Source organism: Catellatospora coxensis (assembly GCF_016862635.1).
GTDB classification, from domain to species: domain Bacteria; phylum Actinomycetota; class Actinomycetes; order Mycobacteriales; family Micromonosporaceae; genus Catellatospora; species Catellatospora coxensis.
The window spans coordinates 19,289-35,956 of sequence record NZ_BONI01000007.1 but is presented as its reverse complement, the minus strand read 5'-3'; the positions used below and the strand labels follow the sequence as shown (position 1 = coordinate 35,956).

Here is a 16,668-nt window from a genome sequence, read left to right as displayed (position 1 = left end):
CCGCGAGCCGTGGGGCGACCCTATAGTCGGACCGTGACCGAGCTGCGACTCGATGTCGATCTCTCCCATCCCCGCGCGCGAGTCTGGCGGGCGCTCACCGAGCAGCGGCTGCTGCGCGAGTGGTTCGTGCCCACCGATCTCACGCCGAGCGCCGGGGAGACCTTCCGTGCCTTCCCGCCGCCCGGCCTGGCCGGGCTGGCGACACCGTTCGATCTGGACGTGGTGGAGGTGGCGGCGCAGGAGCGGCTCGCCATGCACTGGCGCGACGACCACACGCACACCGAGGTCACCTGGTCGCTGGCGGACAGCGAGGCCGGCTGCCGGCTGACCCTGGTCCAGTCGGGGTTCTTCGGGGTGGACGGCACCCAGCGGCGGCGCGAGCTGCGCCGGTCGTACCAGTTCATGTTCGGCGACCAGCTCCCCGCGGCCCTGGACCGGCTCGCCTCCGGCGAGGTGGACCTGGGCGGGGTGCGGGCCGACCTGCACACCGCGATCCCGCGGCGGCGGGAGACGGTCCCGCTCGAACCGGCGCGGGTGCCGCCGCCCCCGGGCGGTTCGAAGCGGCTGCGGCTGCTGTCCCTGGCCGGCGCGGTGGTGCTGGTCGTGCTGATCAGCACCGCGGTCGCCGTGGTGATCGGCGGCGGCCCCGGCGGCCCGCCCGGCGTCGACACCGAGCCGGTGTACGGGCTCGGCTCGGGCGTGCAGTCGGGTGCGCAGGCCACGGATCCCGCGGCCGCCTCCGGCACCCCGCTGCCGGGCGCGGCCGGCGCGACGCCGCAGCCGGGGGTGTCCGGTTCACCGGTCGGCACGCCCCAGGCCGAGGCGACCGCCACGCCGGCGGGCTCGCCGCTCACCGCGGGTTACCGCACGATCGCGCTGCTGGGCCTCGGCGGCTTCGACACCGAGGTGACCGTCCGCAACCCGGGCACGACCCCGCGGGAGGGCTGGACGGTCGTGCTGACCATGCCGGCCGACCGGGCGGTGGAGAACCGGTCCACCGCCGCGGTGAACTTCACGCAGGAGGGCACGAAGGTGACGGTGACCCCGGTCGGCGCGGCCCGCACGGTGAGCGCGGGCGGATCGGTGACCTTCGTCATCCGTTTCCCCGCGCTGCTGGCCCTCGGCCAGGCCGTCACCGCCTGCACCGTCGACGGGACCGCCTGCACGGGGAGTTGACCGATACCGGAATGACTTTGGTCGCCCCGGGCGTTATTGTTGACGAACGCGGTGATCGTCACCGTGCGTGCGTTAGCGCATGACCAGGGGGTGACAGGTTTCGACATCGTACGTTGCGGCAGGAGAAGCGAGCCGAGGAAGCCGACGTCGTCTCGATAATCGTCGTCGGAAAAACATAAGCGCCAAGACTAACGTCAAGCGCGACTTCGCTCTCGCCGCCTGAGGCGAGTAGCAAGTCTGTCGGTCCGGGAGTGCCTACGGCCCGTGTACCGGCATCAGTAAGTGGGCTGGCCGATGTGGTCCCGTCGCGGGGCTGCTGAGGCGAGATCAATCGCGACTGGGCCTGTCACACCGTCTCGCTCATGTGATCGGTGGGGCCGAGTAGAGGCATAGTGAGCTGCGCTCGGAGAAGACCTGTTTATGCGGCGATGGACCCGGGTTCGATTCCCGGCACCTCCACCTGATCCGAACGGCCCCGGTCCACCAGGACCGGGGCCGTTCGCCACATATGCCCTGCTACCTGCTCGAATGACCGGCTGAACGGCCGTTCAAACCTGGGCAAAGGTATGGACTTCGGGCCGCTCCCGCGTGACCATCGAACGCAAGGACGTTTCTGCGGTCCGGGGGTGAGGTATGGCCACCGATTCACTGGACGAGCTGTCGAACGCGGTGCTCGGCCCCTCCGGCCGGCTCGGCGAGGTGATCGCGGACGCGCCGCGGCTGACCCACAGCGTGCGGGCGCTGGAATCGGACCGCCGCGCGCTGCTCGCGGCCGTGACGTCCGCCGCCGCCGACCGGCGCGCCGAGGAACAGCTCGCGCAGCGACTCACCGCCTACCGCCAGCGCACGGCCGACGTGCTGCACCAGGCGTACGGCGTCGACCTCGGCGGAGAAACCTGACCGCCGGGGTCAGCGCACCCCGGCGGTGTCCTGCCAGTCCCTGAGCCAGCCCGCGAGCAGGCGCGCGCACTGGTCGACGGACTCGGCCCAGCCGGTGACCGCCGCGCCGTCGGCCTCGTCGCTGACCTGCTTGACCATCCGCACCGGCACGCCGTACGCGGCCGCCGCCGCGGCGACGGCGTAGCCCTCCATGTCGACCAGGTCGGCCTGCTCGGCCAGCGCCGCCCGCAGCACCGGGTCGGAGACGAACACGTCACCGGTGGCCAGCACCGGCCCGGCGCCCGACAGCTCCAGCGGGCTGCCGAAGGCACGGCCGGTCAGCGCCTCGATCGTCACGGCGTCGAAGTCGTGCTGCACCACCCGGCTGATCTCATGGATGCCGGCCAGGCCCGGCCGCAGCGCGCCGGCGGTGCCCAGGTTGACGATCTCGCTGGGCAGCACGCCCGCGGCCAGCACCCGCGACACCGCGAGCGCGGCGCAGACCTTGCCCACCCCGGTCAGCAGCACCGGATGGGTGGTGTCCAGATGCGCCGCCTCCTCGGGCAGCGCGACGACGATCAGCGGCCGGTCGGGGGTCACGGTGCCGGTAAGAGTCACCCGGGAATTCTAGGCGGCGTGTCGAACAGCTCTCATGTCACCGGGTGGGTGCAGGTCAGCGCAGTCGTTGTCACCGAGTCGGGCAAGTTTGCCGCACAAGCCGTGCCGAGACCCTGACCGTGCCGCCTCCGGACGGATAGGGTGCCAGTCATGGCGTCGGGAGAGCCGCACACCACGCGGCACGACAATGCGGGAAAGGGCACGGGGCGGCACGCAGTGGAGTCACTGACCGGGCACCTGCTGGTTGCCATGCCCTCGCTCCGGGACCCCAACTTCGAACGTACAGTCGTCTTCGTCCTGGCCCACGAGGCCGACGGGGCACTCGGGGTGGTGCTGAACCGGCCCACCGAAGCGCTCGTCGGCGACATCCTGCCGGGCTGGGAATCGCTGCTGCGGGAGCCGGGTGTGCTCTTCGAGGGCGGCCCGGTCGGCACGGACTCGGCGATCTGCGTGGCCCGTGCCCGCGCGGGTGTGGCGGGGTTCGTCGGCTTCAGCCGGGTCATGGGGCAGATCGGCACGGTGGACCTCAGCCGCGACCCTGCCCGGGTCGGCCAGCGGCTGGAGTGCGTCCGCGTCTACCACGGCTACGCCGGGTGGGGCGCCGGGCAGCTGGAGCAGGAGATAGAGGAGAACGCCTGGCTGGTGTTCGAGGCCCTGCCCAGCGATCCGTTCCGCACCCAGCCCGAGGAGCTGTGGCCGCTGGTGCTGCGCCGGCAGGGCGGCATGACCGCTGCGGTGGCCAACTTCCCCCCGGACGTCGCCCTCAACTGACCAGCGGCGGTGCTCCGGTCGATCATGAATGCGCGTTCCTGGTCGGCCGGCGGGTGTGGCGTACACCGCCTGGTCAACTCGCGGGGATACCCGTTTTTGCACGGGGGGCGGGGCCGTGTAATATTTCGCAGGTGCCCGGGCGGCGGAAACGTCAAACGGGGACTTACCAGGAACAAGGGGCCGTGGCGCAGCTGGTAGCGCACCACACTGGCAGTGTGGGGGTCAGGGGTTCGAGTCCCCTCGGCTCCACCGAAGAAACGCCCAGGTCAAGCGACCTGGGCGTTTCGCATTGTCCGGGCAGTGATCTCCGTCGTGCCACATCCGTGCCACATGTCCGCATGATCACGGAGGCCCAAGCTGCTCCGCTGCGAGATTGGGCGTCCGATGGTTACCCTTCCGGGCGTGATCGAGATGGAAGAGATGAACAACCGGATGCCGACCGAGGCCGAAGAAGCTCGGTTCTGGGCGTTGATCGAACAAGCTTGGGCCGACGTCGGCACGGAGGCGCAAAACGCACGGCGTGTGCTGCGCGAACGCAACCTCCTCGATGACCAGGACCCGCACTGCGACCAGGACATGTACGTCGTCGATCCATTCCTGGATACCTTCCTGGCCAAGCTCCGTGCCCGCAGCGTTGACTTCACCCGTGAGGAGTTGGCAGATCTTGACCGGGTGCTTGAACGCAAGCTCTACGACATTGATCGCGCAGACATTCACGCGGTCACAGACGGTTCAGACGACGGGTTCCTGTACGCCCGTGGCTTCATCGTTGCTGCGGGACATGCCTTTTACCAGGCAGTCGTCGCCGATCCCCGTGTCGCAGTGCTCGATGGAGACTGCGAGGCGATGTGCTACTTCTTCGCGCATCTACACAACGAGCGCTTCGGTGATTACCCGGACACGGGCTCTGGTATCTGCCGTGAGTCAGGAAACAACGCGATGGGTTGGGCAGACTAACCGCGTTCAAAGATGCAGACAGGTCAGGCCGTAGATCCAAAGAGAAACGCCCAGGTCAGGAACCTGGGCGTTTGTGATCTCTGGCTAAAGCGCTCCGCGAGTCATATCCGTGCCACTTTGGCCGCCGCTCGTGCTGCGAGCCTGCTCGATCAGCATGTCCAGCGCTGCTGCGATGGCCTGATCGCGATCCTTGGTCGCGTGCTGGTAGACCATTGCAGCGCGAGGACTGGAGTGCCCGAGTCTCGCCATCAGCTCCTTGAGCGTTGCGCCGCCACGACCCGACAGGGTGCCGCCCGTGTGGCGCAGGTCATGCAGATGCAGACCGATCTCATCCGGGATGCCGGCCGATTCGAGCGCCGCCTTCCACACCCGGTTGAAGTTCCTACGGCGAGGTATCGCGCCCTGCGGTCCTAGGAACAGCCGTGCATCCCGCCCCGCCGACACGAACCGGTCGAGATGAGCCCTGATATCGGCACCCAGCGCGCTCGGCACGCTCACCAGCCGCTTACCGGCTTTCGACTTCGGGTCGTCGTCGTAGTGCGTGCCGTCCTCCATCTCGTTCGTAGAGCGCGCCACGCGAACCTCCATCGCATCCAGGTCGAGGCTGCTGCGGCGCAGCGCGATCAGCTCTCCGAAGCGGAGCTGCGCGAAGGTAGCGAGTAGCACGAGCAGCCGATACCGGGGCTGAATGGCCCCCGCGATGGCGAAGACCTGCTCCAGCGTCGCTGTGGGCCGCTCGTCGGCTACGTCCTGCCCCGCACCCTTGATCCGGCAGGGGTTGCGCCGGATCAGGTCGTCATCCAGCGCGGTCGCGAAGATCGCACGCAGGATGCGATACGTCTTGGCCACGGTCGGCTTGCCGACGCCAGCGGCGAGCCGCTCTGACCGCCACGCCCGGATCTGCGGCGCGGTGACCTCGTTCAGCAACTGTTCGCCGAGCTGAGGTTTGACGTGCAGCCTCAGCACGCGCTCGTACTCGACCCGCGTTCGCGGCTTGAGGTCGCGATCCTTGACCCACCGGTCGGTGTACTCCGTGAGCGTCATGCTTCCCGCGTCAGGGTCGATCCAGTCGCTCCGCAGAATCTCTGCTTGCTTCTCGACCAGCCATTCGGTCGCTTCCTTCTTGGTCGCGAAGGTGTCGGGCGCTGGTCGCTTCATGCCGTCCGGGCCGGTGTAGCGCGCCTGGTACCGGCCGGACGGGAGCTTCCGAACGGTGCCGAACTCGCGTCGGCGGCTCTGCTTGCCGTTGCTCACCGGGTGGACCCCCTCCGCGTGCGCCCACGCCGACGCTCAACCGGTCGGATGGTGCACGACTCGATGTACTCGGCGAGCACGCTCTCGCCGATCCGAACGTGTCGGCCGAACCGCTTGAACTCGATCCGGCGTTCCTCGACGAGGCGTCGCGGGAAGCGCTCAGTCGTACCTAGCCGCTCAGCGACCTCGGGGATGGTGAGGTACTTCTCAGGCATCAAGGCTCCCTTCCTCGCCGCCTTTTCGATCATGAGGGACACGGGGGACAGCATGATCACCCGGCTGTCCCTCATGATCCGTTCCGTTGTTGCTGGTCAGACCCGGTTGGGGGACACGGGGGACACGGGGGACAGCAGGTGCACCCTCAGCCGGGATGCCGTAGCGCCCGCTGGCGTCGGAGATCAGCTGTCCGGCTGCGGCCATCCGCAGACAGGTGCGCTTGACCGTGTCGTAGGCCAGCCCGGTTGCCTCAGCGACCGCCTTGGGTGGCTGTGCCTGGCCATGCTGCCGCAGGTGCCGCAGGATCGCGCTGCGGGTGTCGCTCAGCGTGTGGTCCACGGCGGGACCGTCGAGCAGCTGCCACGCGCCCGCCGCTGCGTGGAACGACAGTGCGTACTCCGCCTCGTCCACGTCACGGCCGGTGGTGTGCAGGACGCCATCGGCCTGCCCGCGCCCGCGCTTGAGCACGATCGTGGTGTCAGCCGCGCCAGCGAGGCCGTTGGTACCGGAGACTTCGGCGAGGAAGTCTTCGGACGCGGCCTTGCGCACGTGGTGGACCAGCACGACGGCGATACCGAACCGGTCGGCGAGCAGCTTGGCTGGTGTCATCGCGGCATAGTCGGCTTCGTACGGGCTGATGCCAGGTGCGTTGTTGCCGCGCACCTTGGCGAACACGTCGATGACGACCATGCGCGCGCCCCGGTTGGCTTTGATCCAATCGGCGATGGCCTGCGCACCACCCGCCCGTAGGGGCGGACACTCGGTGGCCAGGGTGAGCCCTGCCGGGGCTGGCTGCCCGCCGAGGATGCGCCCCATGCGCGACTGCAACCGCCGTGGAGTGTCCTCCAGCGCGAGGTAGAGCACCGGCCCGGCCTGGACAGGGATGCTGTCCAGCGCCATGCCACCGGATGCGACCGCCAGCCCCAGCCCGAGCGACAGCCAGCTCTTGCCCACCTTCGGCGCACCGGCCAGCAGCGTGAGCCCTTCGGGCAGGATGCCCGGCACCGCCCACGCCGGTGGCGGGAACTCTGCACCCATGAGCTTGTCGGCGGTCCACGTCCCGCCTAGCGCGGGCCGCTTGCGCTCGGCCTGCGGACCGGCAGGCACGACGCTGAGATGCGCCGTGTTCGCTGCGGTCATGCGGTCACGCTCCGGGGACGGCGCGCGCCCGCGCGCAGACCGGAGGTGATGGTGCGGCGTGTCTCGGCCGGGCGCAGCCCGGCACTGTAGGCAGCCTGCGTCAGCAGGCCCTCTATCTCTGCCTGCCCGATCGCGCCGCCAGCGGCGAGCTGGCCGAGGGCGACCGCGGAGCGGTAGAGGGCGTGGTTGCGCTGTCCCTCACCAGCCTGTGCCAGGTGCGCGAGCTGGCGGCTGATCGCGGCAACGACGTAGCGGCCGTGCTGGTCGCCGGAGAGCGTGACCATGACGGGCTGCTGCGGCGGCAGCTCCTCTGGCACGAGCCGCTCGCCGAGCCACGCGGGCAGCTCGACAGCGGGCAGCTCGCACATGATCCGGTACGGCCGACCGTTGACGGTGCTGCCGGGGGCGACGACGTAGCCGCCGTGGGCGCGGGTGTCGATGAGCCAGCCGAGCTTGCCAGCGGTGTTGCGCAGCTGCGGGCCGCTGGTTGGGTGGCGGAAGTACAGGTGCGTTCCGCCGCGCCCGGTCTGCACGGTGAACGTTGCAGGCAGGCTCGCGTGCGCTCGGCGCATGAGCGTGCCGAGCACGTGCCAGCCGTCCTGGTGTCCCGTCCACTGCGCGGGCGCAGTCTGGTCACGCTTGGGCTGGTCGAGGTCGAGCACGGCCAGCCCGGACGGGCCGCACGCGATCCCGATGCCGTACGGGCCTGCCGACCAGCAGCGGCGGATGCGGTCGGGGTCGGTGGTAGCGCGCTGCTCCCATTGCGCGACGGCGGGGCGCTTGTCGCCAGGGGCCAGCGGGAAGAGGTGCCAGCCCTGCTCGGCCAGGCCGAGGGCGACCGCGACCAGGTGAGGTGTCGTCATCGGCTTGTCTCCTTCGTGATGGGCAGCTGCTCGGCAGTGGGCCGTGCGGGTCGCTGCGGTCCGCTGGTGTGCTTTGCCAGCCGTACGTAGCGGCGCACCCGGCCGGCGTCGGGACCAACCAGGGGGTGCTCCTCGCTGAGCTGAGTGATCCGGGCATCGGCGGCCAGGGCGCTGATCGCGTGGCTGACGCTGGCGGGGTCGCCGGTCAGCCAGATCTCTACATCGGTGCTGATCGTGCTCATGCGATCGCCCCGACAGCGGCCATGAGGTGCTCGCCGATGTAGTGGGCGAACGCGGGTGGGATGGCCTGGGCGATGGCTTCTCGATCGGCGGTCCAGTCGATGCCCATCGCGGCCTGCCACTGCTCGGTGGTGCCCTTGCCGCCCCCGTCGCCGTACACGGCGACCATGTCGCCGTCGTGGCGCACGCCGTGCCGCCAACCGGCGACCCGGTGCCCACGGTGTGTGCGGTGCGCGGGCGAGAACACGGCGAAGCCGTGAAGTTCGAACACGCGGTGGCGGAACACCCGCAGGTCGAACATGAGCCCGCACAACACCAGGTCCGGGCGCAGCGGCGCGCCGACGACGTTTTCCATGACCCACGGCCGGCCGGTGGCCAACAGTGCGGCGCGGGTGGGTGGGATGAGGTTGACGTGCCCGTCGGTCCAACCGGTGCGCTTGCGGTTGGAGCGGGTGAGCGTGCTGTGGTCCTGGCATGGTGGGCTGGCGTGGATCGCGTCGAACTCGTGGCCGTGCGCCCGAACGAACGAGACGGCGTCGGCCGCGATGAACTCGTCACCGCAGTAGTCGGGACGGGGTACGAGGTCGACGCCGGTGACGTGCCATCCGGCCCGCTGGTAGCCGTGGGTGGCCCCGCCGGCGCAGCAGAACAGGTCGAGCAGTCGGGGCGGCTCCGTCCGAGCCTTACGGTGGGTGGCGGGTACGCCGACCCGTCGGTTTTCTATGTCGGTGCTGGTGGCGCTCATCCGGTCCTCCTTACGGAAGGGCGCGGCCGACCTTGCTGGTCGGCCGCGCCCTCGGGTCGGTGTGGTCAGTGGCGGGTGAGCGCCGACGGGTGCTCCATGCCGTGCATGGCGTGGATCTCCCGGACGTGTTCGAGGTAGGCGACCGCGATGGCCGGGTGGAGCGCGTGCAGCTCCTGCTCGGTCAGGCTGAGCACCTCGGTCACGTAGCGGGCCGCGATGGTGGGTCCGAAATCGGCGGTGCAGCTGCGCCCCGTGGTCCAGGGCGTGCCGGTGATGGCCTCATACATGCGCTTGATCACTGGTTCCTCCGTGGATGTCGGGCGGCGCTCAGGCCACCAGCTCGCTTTCGATCCAGATCACGAGGTCGCCGACGCGGTACACATCGGCGAGCCCCTCCTTGCCCACCGGCGCCGGTGCCGTGGGCGCTTGAGCCTTGCGGGCGCGCTGGAGCCGCTTCTTGGTCGCGTCGAACGCCCACGGGGAGATGCCTCGCGCGACCGCTTCCCGAAGGGTCACGGTCTCGCTCAGCGGGTCCACGACAGCCGAGACGCTGTCCCCGACAGTCGTCTGTCTCGGGGACATTTCCTGGTCAGCGCCCATCAAGGGTGACTGCGCGCTCGGGGACACGGCCGCGTGCTTGTGCACCAGCAGACGCGCCTCAGCCGGGCTGAGGTACGCCACCTGACACTCGGTGGCCACACCGCCCACGACGATCTGCCACCGGCCGAGCGTGCGCGAAGCACGCGGCATGCCCGCCTCAGGAGCGAGCATCTGCCAATTGTTCTTGGTGTAGCGGGCCAGGGCGCGGATGCCGAAGTTCTCCCGCGACTCCGGCCCGCCGGTGGTGTGCGCGGTGAGCATCTGCGCGACCGCGAACACATTCACCTTCGCCGAGCGACCCATGAACAGCAGGTCACGGAACGCCCGCACTGCCGGGCTGACCTTCGCGTCCCCCGTGCCGCGTGCCTCGCTCCAGTAGTCCTTGAGCTTGGCGAACGTGGCGTTGAGTTCCTCGGCGATGACGAACACCCGGTAGCCGGGATCCCAGTCCTCGCTCTCGTGCAGCGCGCGGCTGTTGCGCTCCTCAGCCAGCCGCGCCAGCGCGACCAGGGCTTTGTGCATCTGCTCCGGGCTGGTGCAGTAGTCCACGCCCGGCAGGTTCAGCGCCCACCGGTGCGAGCCCTTCAGGTCGAGGATGACCACGCGCCCGCCCCTGGCGAGGACCTGAACGGCGACGGTCTGCGCGAGCACGCTCTTGCCCGCACCACTGCCGGCCGAACACGCGATATGCGGCGAGTCTTCCTTCAGGCTGATCGTGACCGGCTTGCCGCCCACGCCCAGCCCCAGGAAGTACTCCCACTCGGCCAGCTGCGCCAGCCGCGCCGACAGGTCCGCGTAGCCGACCTTCGACGGAGGGCGCTTGCGCACCGTCCACGTGACCCGCACCTGCGGGCCGACCTGGTCCCAGCGCTCGTTGAGGTCACCGGCCGGAATCTTGGCGTTGACCACCGACGACACGTAGCGGCGCTGGTCATCGGTCAGGTACGGCACCGACGTGAGCAGCTCGATACGCGGACCGGTGTCGCTGTCGACCGGTCGTCGGAACTGCTCCAGCCAGCGCGTTGCCGGGCTGGCCTTCTTCTGCGCCAGCCAGAGCGCCCGCATGATGTGCTCGGGTGCCCAGCGCACCGCCGGTTCCACGTGTTCGCCGTACCAGGTGCGCACGGCCTTCTCGGCGGGGCTCATCGGCTTGACCAGCCGGGGAACCAGGCTGCCCAACTCCGGTGACACGTGCAGCCTCACCGGAGCGTCCCCGAGCGCGCCCGTGAGCGCGGCGAGGGTGGGGTTGATGTAGGCGGCGTTGAACCTGCGCATCCGCCACGCGGCACGCGCCCGCCGAGCGACCCGCGTACCGCCGACAGCGGCCAGTACGGCGGCTGTGCCGGCCGTCAGGTCGGGGCTGGTCAGGTAGGCGGAGGAAACCCCGCACAGCGCGATGGGCGTACCCAGTCGCCAGGCTTGACGCTGCCAGCCCGGCAGCATCGCCCACTTCGAGGCGTGCCCGGACTCGGCCAGCACGCGGCGACCGGGGCGCAGGTAGCCGCCATCGGTGCGCCGCTCTCCGTCGAGGAATCGGCCGGACAGGAACCTGTACACAACCCGCGCGGGGGTGTGCTGCACCGTCCGGAACTCGTACTTTGGCATGCTGAAGACAGCTCCTTCGGTAGAGGGGCGAGGGGTGCGGCGCGGTTTCTCAGGCCTGGTGCCGCACCCCGCTGTGTCCAACCGCGAGTGACGCTATGGGCGCAGAACGCGCCCGCCTCTAACTGCCAGTTAGGTTGTTGGCGATCGGCCGATACCGCAGCCTCAGACGGCAGCGGCAATGGCGTCGATGTCCGGACGCGCGGCCGACAGCACACGCCGCACCGTCCGGTCAGAGGTCCGCGCAGCACGAGCGATCTCGGCCTGCGTCGCGCCGGGGTTGTCCGCCAGCGCCGCCCGCACGCGGGTCGCAGCGTCCGCCTTACGCCCGCTGTCGCTCTTGCGGGCATTGGTGGGCTTAGGCTGCGGTTTGTCCGCATCATCGACACGGACCGCGTCCGGCGTGGCGATTGGGGTCGAGCGCTTGGCAGTCCGGCCCTCGGCGATGCGATCCGGGTGGATGTCCGCTGCGAGCAGTCCGGTCAGCCGCCCGTAGTCCACGGACTTGGCCAGCCGCGCGGCAACCTCGTCCAGGTCGTAAGACACCATCGCGATGTCCGCCGAAGTGCTGTCCAGGGACTTGGCCAGCTTGCGGCGCAGCGCTGCGGCAATCGCCCGGTGCCGCTCCTCAGCCGCCATGTCCGTACGTGCCTGCGCCAACGCGTCGTGCACGCTCAGCGTCGTGTCAGCGGTAGCGACCTGGCGCGCCCGCCAGACCACCTTCGGCTCCCGCAGCCACGCGCCGAGCCCGAACACGGGCGGCTGGCCGGCAAGCCGACCGGCCGCGCGCAGCGCATCACGGCGACGGGCGTTGCTGTGCAGCGTCCACACCGCGTACCCGGCCAGGCTCGCCCCGGTGAACAGCAGCCGCTGCCCGACGCTGGCGTCATGGCCGAAGAAGTTCAGCCCGGCCACCCCCAGCGCCACCGCGATCGACAGCAAGCGGGCCGCGATCGCCTGCTCGCCCCGGTCGGTGCGCCGCCAGTCGGCGAACCCGAGCAGCACCGCCGCGAGCAGCTCGATCGCGAACCCGATCAGCAGCGCGGGGATACGGTCGATGTTCAGCCAGGCCATCAGGCCATCGGACTGGCCGTAGAGCGCCAGCCCAGCCATGGCCAGGTAGAACACGAACAGCAGGTGCAGCGGACCCTTGGCCCGCTCAGGGGTGTCCATCTCGTGCCTCCAGGAAGCGGGAACGGCTCCGGCGTCGCCGGGCGTGAGGGGAAGCGAAGAGCGGCTGGCCATCACGACCACCACTCGTCTCGGATGTGCCGGAACAGGGTCTTGGCCAGCGACACCGCGAACAGCGCGACAGCCGCGCCGCACAGCGCGCCGTCCCACCAGCCATCAACCGTCAGCACCAGCAGCAGGCAGATCAGCCCGAACAGCGACGCGAACACCTCGGTAGCGGACACGTCATCGCGGACCAGGTCATCGCGAACGGTGACGATCGCCAGAGCGGCAGTCCACATCCAGCGGGCGCGGCGCTTGCCGACCTTGTCCACAAGCTGTGGATAAAGCTCTGTGGGGTTGAGCAACTCGGCCGCGTGAGTGTCGATGAGCTTCACCAGCCGGGGCAGGGTCACGTGCGGCGGAATCTGCGCGCTCATCAGGCAGCCACCGCCAGCCGCGGTTCCTGCTCGGCCGGCCGGTTCGTGTCGTCGGTGAGGTCGAGCAGCTCGACCAGGACCCGCAGCACGCGCCGCTCCGCCCGGCGCAGCCTGCGCCAGTCCAGCTCGGCCGGCCTGCACTCGGCGGTCAGCATCTGCGCCTCGATCTCAGCGAGGTCCATCTCAGCCGCGATCAGCGGCCACTCCAGCTCGATCGCGGCCAGCTCCGCATCGGAAGGGCCGTCGATGTCATCCAGGAACGCCATGGTTGCGCTACTTCCTTCCTCGGGGACGCACCAACCGGCGACGGCCGGGGGTGCGCTTGCCGCTGCGGCAGTCCGCACAGCGGTCCTCTTCGGCGGACAGCGGAGCCAGCGCCCCGCACTCGCAGGTGCGCCACACGGCGCAGCTGCGGATCGTGACGCGCAGATTTGCGACCATGGAGGTACCTCCTCCTACTCAGTGGGTGGACGGGAAGCCGGGGCGCGGCCAGATGGTTTCCAGGCCAGGCCGCGTCCCGGTGCTACTTGCAAAGCCCTAAAGCCCGGCCACGCCGGGCAGATCTGCACGAACCTCAGCCGTGCGCGTCCACCTTCGTTCTCGGGCAGGTGGACCACCCATTCACTTGTCAAGGAACGACCGATCACAGGAAGCTGCGGGCGCGCGACATCGATCGCCTTCCCTGCATCTACCTGGCCATATGCCGAAACCCGTCTAGTCAGTCCAGACTGTCTAGACAGTAAGACTGTGACGCACCGGTGATGGCTTGTCAAGGCCACTGCCTATACTGTCTAGACAGATGTGCGCTGGAGGTCCCGAGGGAGCGATAATGCCTGGACAGAGCCGGTCCAAGTGGCAGCAGATTGCAGCTGACCTGCGCAATCAGGTCACTGACGGAACACTTGCGCCAGGTGCGCAGCTCCCAACTGAGAGCGAGCTGACGAGTCGATACAGCGTTGCCCGTGCGACCGCGCGGCAGGCACTAACGGCGCTGGTGAACGAAGGTCTCGTCGTGCCTCAGCCGCCACGTGGTTACTTCGTCAAGGATCGCAAGCCGCTGTACTACAGGCCGCAGACCGAGTTCCGGCCGCGACCCCTGAGCCCGGAGATGGACATCTTCCTTGCCGAGCATTCGGAAGCAGGTCGAGAGCCTAGGCAGACGATCGATGTCGCAATAGTCGAGCCATCATCAGATGTTGCGAAGAGACTGCGCCTCGAACCGGGGGAGTTGGCGGTAGTACGCCGGCGCGTTCGGTATCTGGATGGCGAGCCGTACAACACCAACGACAGCTACTTCCCGCTGAGCCTCGCGCAGGGAACCGAGATCATGATGCCGCACGACATCGCGCGTGGGGCGAATCAGGTGCTCACCGAGAACGGTGCGCATCAGGTTCGCGCGCTTGACGAGATTTACGTGCGTATGCCCACCCCCGACGAGGCCACGCGACTCCAGCTCGGTCCAGGAACACCGGTCTCCTGTCACATCTGTACTGGGCTAACAGAAGACGGCCGTCCGGTGCGCGTCGTGATCAACATCCTCCCTGGTGACCGCCATGTCATCGTGTTTGAGCGGGACCGGGCGAAGGAAGCCGAAAGCTGATGTTCGAGATGGGCCTTGCGCTTCCGGCCGACCTCGACGCGATCCTCGATCTGTACCGCGAGGCACAGGCCTGGTTGAAGAGCAAGGGGCTGGGGCAGTGGCAGCCTGCCGGCGTGTCGCAGGTACAGCACCTGAAGCAAGTTCGTGAGCGGATCGAAAGGGCAATCCTGACCGGGACCTGTTATGTCGCGCGCCAGGATAGCCGGGTCGTTGCGACGCTGACGCTTGACGAATTCGCTGACCCAGAGTTCTGGGCTCCGGAGGACCGGCCGGAAGAAGCGCTGTACGTTCACCGCATGATCGTTAGCCGTCAGGCGGCTGGCAGAGACACGGGTAAGGCGCTTCTCGACTGGGCAGCGGCGGAAGCCGCCCGCCAGGGCAAGCGCTGGCTTCGGCTCGATGCATGGCAGACGAACCACGCACTCCATCGGTACTACGTGCGTCAGGGCTTCCGACACGTTCGGACGATGAACTATGGGCATCGCGGCTCTGGGGCTCTTTTCGAGCGCGAAGTCGGTGAGGTGTCCAGCTACCGTTCGTGACCGTGCTTGATCTGGTTTGAGCGACCTCGACATGTGGCCGTGTTGTCAGCATCGCCACCAATCCGGTGCGAGGGCTGAGCGGATGCCAATTCAGTAGCGCAGATGAGCTCGCTACATGATCGCATCCGCAGCATGTGGCCTATCCGTCGGAGTCGGTGCCCTCTTCGCTTCGCTGCGACGGACTAGCACCTGATACCTGTTGCCAAGAGTATCCAGCCCTGCGCAATACCATGACCCCGAAACGATAGCGTTTTAGCAGCAGTGCGATGTATGCGGCAGCGACAGTTCCTAGCAGGATTATGTATAGCTTCCAATAGCCGAGATCGCCCTGATTAGCGAAGTGCTTTAGTGGCCATGCGAGCGTTCCCCATAGTCCATCTTCGGGTATCTTCTTGGCGATTTCCATGGTGTCCTCGATAGCGGGCAATCCGACAGCGAGGGCGACCACCACTGCTGCCGCTGCTAGACGGTTGGCTCGGCTGGCCGACTGGCGGGTTTGCTCCATGGCTGCGAGTTGTTGTAGCTGATCCAATGAATCGATGATCCGCGCGTGGAGCCTCTCTGTCCGCCAGGCACCTAGTAGATGCTCAGTTAATTCGATTGCAGTGCCGTGCTGAAGGCTGCTTTGTCGATATTCGCGAAGTCCGTAGATTGCCTCGTGTTGGACTGCCTGCACATCGAATCCGCGTTCATCTGTAGCGTGTAGGCGGGATTCAAGGTTTCTGAGCTGCCAATGTTGAAGTAGAGTGATTTCGATCGGAACGATTAGCTGAAGATGATCGATGAAGGAGCTTTCGTAATCGGGCTCCGTCCACGCAATACGCAAACTATTGGTCGCCGTCACGAAAACTGAATGGTCCGGCACGAGGGATCGGTTCTTTGGTGACAGCTCGGCAATGGCCGACTCTCGTAGCTTCGATGGCCCACCGTTGCAGATAGTCGCCATGTATGCTCCGTGAGCCTCTAGCCACTCAGATTCGCCATCGCAACATGCGACCTTGTCGATGCAGATTACGGGATAACACTGCCACTCATGCCCGCCATCCTGTTTCATGGCTTTTAGAGTTGCGTCAATGTATAGCGCAAACAGGTCTGCAAAGCTTGTGGGCTCCCTGAACTGCATTCGCCGCCAGCGTGTTCCCTCCTCTTCCTCCTCCCTCCACTCTCCCAGCCAGTGCGAAGTATCTCGCTCGTAGCGATCGCGTGCGGCGTTCACAATTATTGGTTCGGATATCTCGGATGCCTGGCAGACAAGATTTCCGCCGAAGGTAAAAGCGGAGAAGGCGCTGCCTTTGAGATTTTCGGGAAGGGTTAGTGCGAACGTAATCTGTATTACGCCAGAGCGGTGAATTAGCAGAAGCGCCTCAACGTGGCTAGCGGAGTCGAAGTCATCAGTTTCACGCTGTGTTCCATCGGTCATATGTATTAGCCAGTGCCGAGATGGTCGTAGAAGCAAGCGTAGGTACGGCTCGCTATCGCGATAGGCGGATCGAAGCAATGTCGATTCTATGGCATGTTGAGCACCGCTAACTGACTGTCTGGCGGCAACGGATCGCTCTATAAGCTCGATTGCCTCGTCAAGAGCGGAATCATCAGGACTCGTGCCCTCTTCTTCCGCGTCCTCTTGGGGAGTCTCACCTCGAAGCAGCGAGCGGCCGATAGAGGCTGCAACCCTCATAGCCATAAGAGGGTGCCGTGTAATCAGTGACCGAAAATGTCCCTCTGACAGTAGCCTCTGGCTTTCCTGGAGCCTGGTGGCTTTTCGATGGAGTTTGGCAAGTTGGCGATACCTCGGTGAAACCCGCACCTCACCTTCTGCGGGTGAGCACACAGTTTCAGCAACACCGGACTTGAG

Annotated in this window: 20 protein-coding genes, 1 tRNA gene and 1 other RNA gene; 8 read left to right on the top strand and 14 right to left on the bottom strand. The window is 67.5% G+C overall.

The annotated features are described in order from the left end of the window. Positions 1-33 precede the first annotated feature (33 nt). From Cco03nite_RS05755 to Cco03nite_RS05745, 3 genes are all read left to right on the top strand, one after another. Positions 34-1,176 carry an SRPBCC domain-containing protein gene (locus Cco03nite_RS05755; RefSeq protein WP_203689240.1) on the top strand — a complete coding sequence of 381 codons (1,143 nt, stop codon included), beginning with the start codon at positions 34-36 and terminating at the stop codon, positions 1,174-1,176. An 86-nt stretch (positions 1,177-1,262) separates the two neighbouring features. Beyond that, positions 1,263-1,638, top strand: a transfer-messenger RNA (tmRNA) gene (gene ssrA / locus Cco03nite_RS05750). A 171-nt stretch (positions 1,639-1,809) separates the two neighbouring features. Then, entirely contained in the window at positions 1,810-2,076 is a 267-nt protein-coding gene (locus Cco03nite_RS05745; RefSeq protein ID WP_203689226.1) for a hypothetical protein, read from the top strand. Positions 2,077-2,085: 9 nt separating this feature from the next. On the opposite strand, the gene Cco03nite_RS05740 is transcribed toward Cco03nite_RS05745, so the two are convergent. Beyond that, positions 2,086-2,673, bottom strand: a complete 588-nt coding sequence (locus tag Cco03nite_RS05740; protein WP_203689224.1) for a nucleosidase — start codon at positions 2,671-2,673, stop codon at positions 2,086-2,088. 150 nt (positions 2,674-2,823) lie between these two features. Here Cco03nite_RS05740 and Cco03nite_RS05735 point away from each other — a divergent pair, with 150 nt between their 5' ends. From Cco03nite_RS05735 to Cco03nite_RS05725, 3 genes are all read left to right on the top strand, one after another. Beyond that, complete coding sequence (locus Cco03nite_RS05735) at positions 2,824-3,444, top strand: YqgE/AlgH family protein (protein ID WP_203689222.1); 621 nt, start codon at positions 2,824-2,826, stop codon at positions 3,442-3,444. Between the two features lie 176 nt (positions 3,445-3,620). Continuing rightward, positions 3,621-3,693, top strand: a tRNA-Ala gene (locus tag Cco03nite_RS05730). Between the two features lie 162 nt (positions 3,694-3,855). Further along, positions 3,856-4,401, top strand: a complete 546-nt coding sequence (locus Cco03nite_RS05725) for a DUF4240 domain-containing protein (RefSeq protein ID WP_239167163.1) — start codon at positions 3,856-3,858, stop codon at positions 4,399-4,401. 84 nt (positions 4,402-4,485) lie between these two features. On the opposite strand, the gene Cco03nite_RS05720 is transcribed toward Cco03nite_RS05725, so the two are convergent. The 12 genes from Cco03nite_RS05720 to Cco03nite_RS05665 all read right to left on the bottom strand — a co-directional run bounded on the left by Cco03nite_RS05720 (position 4,486) and on the right by Cco03nite_RS05665 (position 13,112). Next, entirely contained in the window at positions 4,486-5,655 is a 1,170-nt protein-coding gene (locus Cco03nite_RS05720; protein ID WP_239167147.1) for a tyrosine-type recombinase/integrase, read from the bottom strand. Beyond that, positions 5,652-5,870, bottom strand: a complete 219-nt coding sequence (locus tag Cco03nite_RS05715) for an excisionase family DNA-binding protein (RefSeq protein ID WP_203689220.1) — start codon at positions 5,868-5,870, stop codon at positions 5,652-5,654. Before Cco03nite_RS05715 ends, Cco03nite_RS05720 begins: the two co-directional genes overlap by 4 nt. Next, entirely contained in the window at positions 5,863-7,011 is a 1,149-nt protein-coding gene (locus Cco03nite_RS05710; RefSeq protein ID WP_203689218.1) for an AAA family ATPase, read from the bottom strand. The genes Cco03nite_RS05715 and Cco03nite_RS05710 overlap by 8 nt, the downstream gene beginning before the upstream one ends. Further along, a complete protein-coding gene (locus Cco03nite_RS05705; protein WP_203689216.1) occupies positions 7,008-7,874 on the bottom strand; it encodes a bifunctional DNA primase/polymerase in 867 nt (288 codons plus the stop codon). The genes Cco03nite_RS05710 and Cco03nite_RS05705 overlap by 4 nt, the downstream gene beginning before the upstream one ends. After that, positions 7,871-8,116 carry a hypothetical protein gene (locus tag Cco03nite_RS05700; protein WP_203689214.1) on the bottom strand — a complete coding sequence of 82 codons (246 nt, stop codon included), beginning with the start codon at positions 8,114-8,116 and terminating at the stop codon, positions 7,871-7,873. The genes Cco03nite_RS05705 and Cco03nite_RS05700 overlap by 4 nt, the downstream gene beginning before the upstream one ends. Beyond that, entirely contained in the window at positions 8,113-8,859 is a 747-nt protein-coding gene (locus Cco03nite_RS05695) for a DNA cytosine methyltransferase (protein WP_239167146.1), read from the bottom strand. Before Cco03nite_RS05695 ends, Cco03nite_RS05700 begins: the two co-directional genes overlap by 4 nt. Positions 8,860-8,924: 65 nt before the next feature. Beyond that, positions 8,925-9,158 (bottom strand): hypothetical protein, encoded by a 234-nt coding sequence (locus Cco03nite_RS05690; protein ID WP_203689212.1) that lies wholly within the window; start codon positions 9,156-9,158, stop codon positions 8,925-8,927. Between the two features lie 28 nt (positions 9,159-9,186). Continuing rightward, a complete protein-coding gene (locus Cco03nite_RS05685; protein ID WP_239167145.1) occupies positions 9,187-11,064 on the bottom strand; it encodes a helicase HerA domain-containing protein in 1,878 nt (625 codons plus the stop codon). Between the two features lie 162 nt (positions 11,065-11,226). Beyond that, positions 11,227-12,234, bottom strand: coding sequence for a hypothetical protein (locus Cco03nite_RS05680; protein ID WP_203689210.1), 1,008 nt, complete (start codon positions 12,232-12,234; stop codon positions 11,227-11,229). A gap of 71 nt (positions 12,235-12,305) precedes the next feature. Beyond that, on the bottom strand, positions 12,306-12,671 hold the full coding sequence (locus Cco03nite_RS05675; protein WP_203689208.1) for a hypothetical protein: 366 nt from the start codon (positions 12,669-12,671) through the stop codon (positions 12,306-12,308). After that, positions 12,671-12,937 (bottom strand): DUF6284 family protein, encoded by a 267-nt coding sequence (locus tag Cco03nite_RS05670; protein ID WP_203689206.1) that lies wholly within the window; start codon positions 12,935-12,937, stop codon positions 12,671-12,673. The genes Cco03nite_RS05675 and Cco03nite_RS05670 overlap by 1 nt, the downstream gene beginning before the upstream one ends. Positions 12,938-12,944: 7 nt before the next feature. After that, complete coding sequence (locus Cco03nite_RS05665) at positions 12,945-13,112, bottom strand: hypothetical protein (protein ID WP_203689204.1); 168 nt, start codon at positions 13,110-13,112, stop codon at positions 12,945-12,947. A 388-nt stretch (positions 13,113-13,500) separates the two neighbouring features. Between Cco03nite_RS05665 and Cco03nite_RS05660 the strand changes: the two genes are divergently transcribed. Both Cco03nite_RS05660 and Cco03nite_RS05655 read left to right on the top strand, forming a co-directional pair. Further along, positions 13,501-14,271 (top strand): GntR family transcriptional regulator, encoded by a 771-nt coding sequence (locus Cco03nite_RS05660; protein ID WP_203689202.1) that lies wholly within the window; start codon positions 13,501-13,503, stop codon positions 14,269-14,271. Beyond that, positions 14,271-14,813, top strand: a complete 543-nt coding sequence (locus Cco03nite_RS05655) for a GNAT family N-acetyltransferase (RefSeq protein ID WP_203689200.1) — start codon at positions 14,271-14,273, stop codon at positions 14,811-14,813. The genes Cco03nite_RS05660 and Cco03nite_RS05655 overlap by 1 nt, the downstream gene beginning before the upstream one ends. A gap of 139 nt (positions 14,814-14,952) precedes the next feature. On the opposite strand, the gene Cco03nite_RS05650 is transcribed toward Cco03nite_RS05655, so the two are convergent. Beyond that, entirely contained in the window at positions 14,953-16,233 is a 1,281-nt protein-coding gene (locus tag Cco03nite_RS05650) for a hypothetical protein (RefSeq protein WP_203689198.1), read from the bottom strand. Between the last annotated feature and the right edge of the window lie 435 nt (positions 16,234-16,668).